Source organism: Kitasatospora sp. NPDC056783, assembly GCF_042789895.1.
Classification (GTDB): domain Bacteria; phylum Actinomycetota; class Actinomycetes; order Streptomycetales; family Streptomycetaceae; genus Kitasatospora.
Genome location: NZ_JBHUAF010000491.1, coordinates 1 through 5,247, shown reverse-complemented (window position 1 = coordinate 5,247; position 5,247 = coordinate 1). Strand labels below are relative to the sequence as shown.

The following is a 5,247-nucleotide window of genomic DNA, read 5'->3' as shown; positions in this document are numbered from 1 at the left end:
CGGGCCCTCCCCCGGGCACGACCGCCGGCCCGCCTACAGCGCCGCCTCCGCCCCCGGCTCCAGGACGAACTCCGCGTCGTCCGCGTCGTAGTCGTACAGCTCGCCGTAGCGGCCCCAGGCGATGGCGGTCTCCAACTGGAGCCGGGCGTCGGCGAGGTCGAAGCCGCGGCGCAGCAGGTCGAGGAAGAAGTCCTCGCGCAGTTCGTGGTCGTCGGTGGCGGCGAGGGCCTGCACGATGGCGCGGACCAGGGGGGCGCGTTTGGCGGCCGCGCGGGCGAAGAGCTGCTTGCTGGTGAGGATGTCGGCGGCGGAGAACTCGCGGCCGGCCCCGGTGACGGCCAGGCGCCCGTCGGCGGTGGTGGCCAGGCCCAGCAGGACGGCGGCGTCGACCAGGGGCAGCAGGTCGTCCACCTCGAAGTTCAGCTCGTCGGCGATCTCGGCGAGGCCTTCCTCGCCGCCCATGGCGAGCAGGATCTGCAGCAGGCCGGCCAGGCCGCCGACGCTGGCCCGGGGCAGCGGCACGGTGGTCGGGGTGAGCGGCGGGCGGCCGGGCGCGGCCGTGGCGGCGGTGCTCTCCTCGCGGCCGGTGAGGATGCCGTAGACGGTGTCGACGAGTGCCTCGAACTGCGGGGTGCGCCGGTCGCGGGGGCGGGGCAGGTCGACGGTCAGTTCGGAGCGGATCCGTCCGGGGTTGCTCGACAGCACCAGGATGCGGTCCGCCAGCAGCACCGCCTCCTCGATGTTGTGGGTGACGATCAGGATCGACTTGACCGGTGCCTCGTGCCCCTCCCACAGTCCGACGAGTTCGGAGCGCAGGTTCTCGGCGGTCAGCACGTCCAGGGCCGAGAACGGCTCGTCCATGAACAGCGCGTCCGGTTCGACGACCAGGGCGCGGGCGAATCCGACCCGCTGGCGCATGCCGCCGGACAGTTCCTTGGGGTAGGCGCCCTCGAAGCCGTCCAGGCCGATCAGGTCGATCGCCTTGAGTGCGCGTTCCCGGCCTTCCTGTTCGGCCACCCCGCGTGCCTGGAGGCTGAGTTCGACGTTCTGCTGGACGGTCAGCCAGGGCAGCAGCGCGAAGGACTGGAACACCATCGCCACGCCGGGGTTGGCGGCGGTCAGCGGGGTGCCGCGGTAGGCGACGGTGCCGGAGGAGGGGGCGATCAGCCCGGCCAGGCAGCGCAGCAGGGTGGACTTGCCGGAGCCGGACTTGCCGAGCAGGGCGACGATCTCGCCCTGGTCGAGGTGGAGGCTGATGTCGTCCAGGACGGGCAGGGCGCGGCCGTCGGGGGTGGTGAAGGTCTTGGTGACGCTGTCGGCCTCGACGATCGTGGTGCGGTCGCTGCCGGCGGTACCGGCGGTGCTGGCGGTCATCGCGGGCTCCGGGGTCAGAGGGCGTGGCGGGCGGTGGCGGGGCGGTGGCGGGGCGTCAGAGGGCGTAGCGGGTGTCGGCGAGGCGGTAGAGGCGCCGCCACAGCAGGCGGTTGAGGGCGACGACGTAGACGCTCATGACGGTGATGCCGACCAGGATCCTGGGGAAGGCGCCGGTGGCGGTGGCGTCGGTGATGTAGGCGCCGAGGCCGGTGGCGGTGAGGTGGTGCGCGCCGTAGTCGACGACCTCGGCGACGATGGAGGCGTTCCAGGCGCCGCCGGCGGCGGTGATCCCGCCGGTGACGTAGGAGGGGAAGACGGCGGGCAGGATGAAGGCGCGCCAGCGCAGCCGGCCGCGGACCTGGAAGCCGGTCATGGCCTCGCGCAGGTCGGTGGGGATCGCGGAGGCGCCGGCGACGACGTTGAAGAGGATGTACCACTGGGCGCCGAGGGCCATCAGGAGGATCGAGCCGAAGTCCAGCGAGATCCCGAGGGCGACGAAGGCGGCGGTGGCGAACGGGAACAGGAAGTTCGCCGGGAAGCTGGCCAGCACCTGGACCACCGGCTGGGCGAAGCGGGTGACCTTCGGGTTCATCCCGATCCACACCCCGACGGGCACCCACACCGCGGTGGCCGCCACGAGCAGTGCCACGACCCGGCCGAAGGTGAGGGCGCCGAGCCAGAACGCGTGCCCGAACTCGCCGAGGCCGACGGTCGTGTGGATGTAGTCGAAGGCCCGCCAGGCGCCGTAGACGACGGCCGCGGCGACGGCGCCGGCGAAGAACACGTCCCCGGTGCGCTCCCGGGCGGTGGCGCGGGCGAGCGGGTGCTCGGCGAGGCCGAAGACCCGGGTGCCGCGGTCCAGGGCCCGGCCGACCGGGCGCAGCGGGCGGGCGGCCAGTTCGGGGAGGCTGGAGCGGCGCAGCACGTCCAGGACGACGCTGCGGGGCCGGTCGGCGGCTTCGGCCTCCTCCACCCGGAAGCGTTCGGACCAGGCGACCATCGGGCGCCAGAACAGGACGTTCACGCCGATCACCATGACGGTCATCACGGCGATGGCGATGCCGACCTGTCCGAGGTCGCCGGCGGCGATGGCGGTGGCGGCGTAGGAGCCCATGCCGGGCAGGGCGTAGTGGTGGCCGAGGACGCTGATCGATTCGGAGGCGGCGAGGAAGAACCAGGCGCCGCCGAAGCTCATCATGCCGTTCCAGACCAGGGGGATCGTTCCGCTGGGGACGTCCAGGCGCCAGAAGCGCTGCCATTTGGTCAGCCGCATCACCCGGGCCGCCTCGTCGAGTTCGTGGGGCTGGGCGGTGAGGGAGGCGTAGAACGCGAAGGTCATGTTCCAGGCCATCGAGGTGAAGATCGCGAAGATCGACGCGCATTCCAGGCCGAGGATCGAGCCGGGGAAGAGGTTGATGAAGGCCGTGACCGTCACGGACAGGAAGCCGAGGACGGGGACCGACTGGAGGATGTCCAGCACCGGCAGCAGGACCTTCTCGGCCCGTTTCATCCGGGCGGCGGCGGTGGCGTAGACGAAGGTGAACAGGACCGAGGCGAGGAGGGCGATGAACATCCGCAGCAGGGAGCGCGCCGCGTAGGAGGGCAGGTCGGCGAGGTCGGTGGAGACGGTCGCCGGGGCCTGCTGGGGCAGGAAGGGGGCGTTGAGCGAGGGCGCGAGGCGCAGCAGTCCGTACAGCAGCGCGATCAGGGCGCCGGTGACGAGGATGTCGATCCCGCGCGGCCGGGGCCGGGTCCACACTCCGCGCGACGGGTACTCGCCCTCGCGTGCCACGCGCACCACCGCCCGATCGGCCCGGGCCGGTCGATCGCCGCCCAGGCGGTACTGAACCATGGCGGGCCCGGCGGGGGCGGGGAGCGAGGGGGCCGACGTGCGGACTCTCACCGGCTCGGCGGAACCCGGCGGGGCTCGCCCGGCGGGATCACGTCCTGACGGGGAGCCGACGGCGGGGCCCGCCGGGGCCGCGGGAGGGTAGCCGGGGGTCACGCGGCGGGTTCGTTCCCGTACGGAACGGCACCGCCCCGGTGTGCGGTGGGTCACATTCCCGGGCCCGTCGGGGCCTTCGGGTGACGAGGGTCACGCCCGGCGGGTGTTCGCGGCGCCCGGTGGCGGGCGCCCCCGGCGGGACTGGGCGGGCGCCGGTCCGGCACGGGCCAAGGGCCCGTCCGCTTCGGGACCTTGGTCGTGAATCCGCTCGACCTTCGGCCCGGTGGCGGCCCCGTGGAGGCCGGGCAACCGTGGACGGTCGCCCGTTGTGACCGGGCGGTGGCGCCGTCCGAGGTGGGCGGCGTCTTCCCCCGCCGTCTACCCGGCGCACGGCGCGCGGTGCGCGCCGTACGCTCCGGAGGACCCCAAGCACATGTCCCAGACCATCGACAACGCCCCGTATACCGCCTTCCACCGCAGGCTGGCCCTCGCCTGTTCGGGCGGACCGCTGCTCGACGGCTACATCCTGAGCATCGTCGGCGTCGCCCTGATCGGGATGCGTCCCGACCTCGGGCTCTCCACCGCCGAGGTCAGCCTGATCGGCGCCGCCGCCCTGGTCGGGATGTTCGTCGGCGGCGCGCTCTTCGGCGTGCTGACCGACAAGATCGGCCGGGAGGTGATGTACACCGCCGACCTGCTCGTGATGGTCGCCTGCTCGGTGCTCTCCTTCTGGGTGGACGCGGTGTGGGCGATCGCCGTGCTGCGCTTCGTGCTCGGCATGGCCGTGGCCGCCGACTACCCCATCGCCACCTCGCTGCTCGCCGAGTGGCTGCCCGCCAAGCAGCGCGGCCGCCTGCTCGGACAGCAGATCATCGCCTGGTACGCCGGCTCCGTGCTCGCCTACGTGGTGGGCTACCTGTTCCTGGAGCTGGCCGGACCGGGCAGCTGGCGCTGGATGCTGGCGAGCTCCACGGTGCTGTGCGTGGTCTTCCTGGTGATCCGGCGCGGCTCGCCGGAGTCCCCGCGCTGGCTGGCCGCCAACGGGCGGGTCGGTGACGCGGTGCGCGTGGTCGAGAAGCACCTGGGCGTGCGCGTGGACGGCCGGGAGCTGATGCCCGACCCGGCCGAGCGCGGCCGCCCCGCCGGGCTGCGCCTGCTGATGACCCAGCCCTACCGGCGCCGCACCCTGTTCTGCGGCCTGTTCTTCCTGTGCCAGGTCGGCCCGCTGTTCGCGATGCTCACCTTCGGCCCGCAGATCCTCTCCTCCTTCGGCATGCCCGGCGGCAACCTGATGGAGACCCTCGGCACCGGCCTGATCAGCCTCGTGTTCCTGCTCGGCTGCTACCCGGCGCTGCGCCTGATCGACACCCGGGGCCGGCGTCCCGTCATCATCTGGTCGTTCGCGCTGATGACCGTCCCGCTCGTGCTGCTGGGTGTGTGGCCCACCGCCCCCGCGGCCGTCGCGCTGCTGGCGCTGTGCGCGTACGCCTTCCTGTGCGGCGGGCCGAACGTGCTCGACTGGACCTACCCCAACGAGCTGTTCCCGACCGAGGTCCGGGCCACCGCCGTGGGCATCGCCACCTCGGTCAGCCGGATCGGCGCGGCCGTCGGCACCTACCTGCTGCCGCTGTCGCTGACCGGGCTCGGCACCGGGCCGACGATGCTGATCGCCGCCGGGGTCACGGCGGTGGGGCTGCTGATCTGCGTGGCGTGGGCCGAGGAGACGCGCGGCACCGCGCTCGGGGCCTCGCCGGCCGCCGCCTCCGGTGCCGGCGGGGGTCCGCGCCCGGCGCGGGGCGCGGTCCCGGCGCAGCGGGTGGCGCAGACGGCGCGCTGACGGCTTTCGCGTCACGGCTTTCGCGTCACGGCTTTCGCGTTGCGGCTTTCGCGCCCGGTGTTTCGACGGCGCCGCCCGGTTCGTCCGGGCG

The 5,247-nt window shown here is 73.4% G+C and carries 3 protein-coding genes; 1 reads left to right on the top strand and 2 read right to left on the bottom strand.

Annotated features, from left to right (window positions below; translation table 11 throughout):
• Positions 1–33 precede the first annotated feature (33 nt).
• Positions 34–1,374 (bottom strand): nitrate/sulfonate/bicarbonate ABC transporter ATP-binding protein, encoded by a 1,341-nt coding sequence (locus ACFRMQ_RS37670; protein ID WP_380735376.1) that lies wholly within the window; start codon positions 1,372–1,374, stop codon positions 34–36.
• A 55-nt stretch (positions 1,375–1,429) separates the two neighbouring features.
• On the bottom strand, positions 1,430–3,166 hold the full coding sequence (locus ACFRMQ_RS37665; protein ID WP_380735375.1) for an ABC transporter permease: 1,737 nt from the start codon (positions 3,164–3,166) through the stop codon (positions 1,430–1,432).
• A gap of 586 nt (positions 3,167–3,752) precedes the next feature.
• Between ACFRMQ_RS37665 and ACFRMQ_RS37660 the strand changes: the two genes are divergently transcribed.
• Complete coding sequence (locus tag ACFRMQ_RS37660; RefSeq protein ID WP_380735374.1) at positions 3,753–5,156, top strand: MFS transporter; 1,404 nt, start codon at positions 3,753–3,755, stop codon at positions 5,154–5,156.
• Positions 5,157–5,247 lie beyond the last annotated feature (91 nt).

What these genes read in the sequence shown, in the direction of transcription:
- ACFRMQ_RS37670 (WP_380735376.1), bottom strand. Translation starts at nt 1,374, where the DNA reads ATGACCGCCAGCACCGCCGGTACCGCCGGCAGCGACCGCACCACGATC.
- ACFRMQ_RS37660 (WP_380735374.1), top strand. Translation starts at nt 3,753, where the DNA reads ATGTCCCAGACCATCGACAACGCCCCGTATACCGCCTTCCACCGCAGG.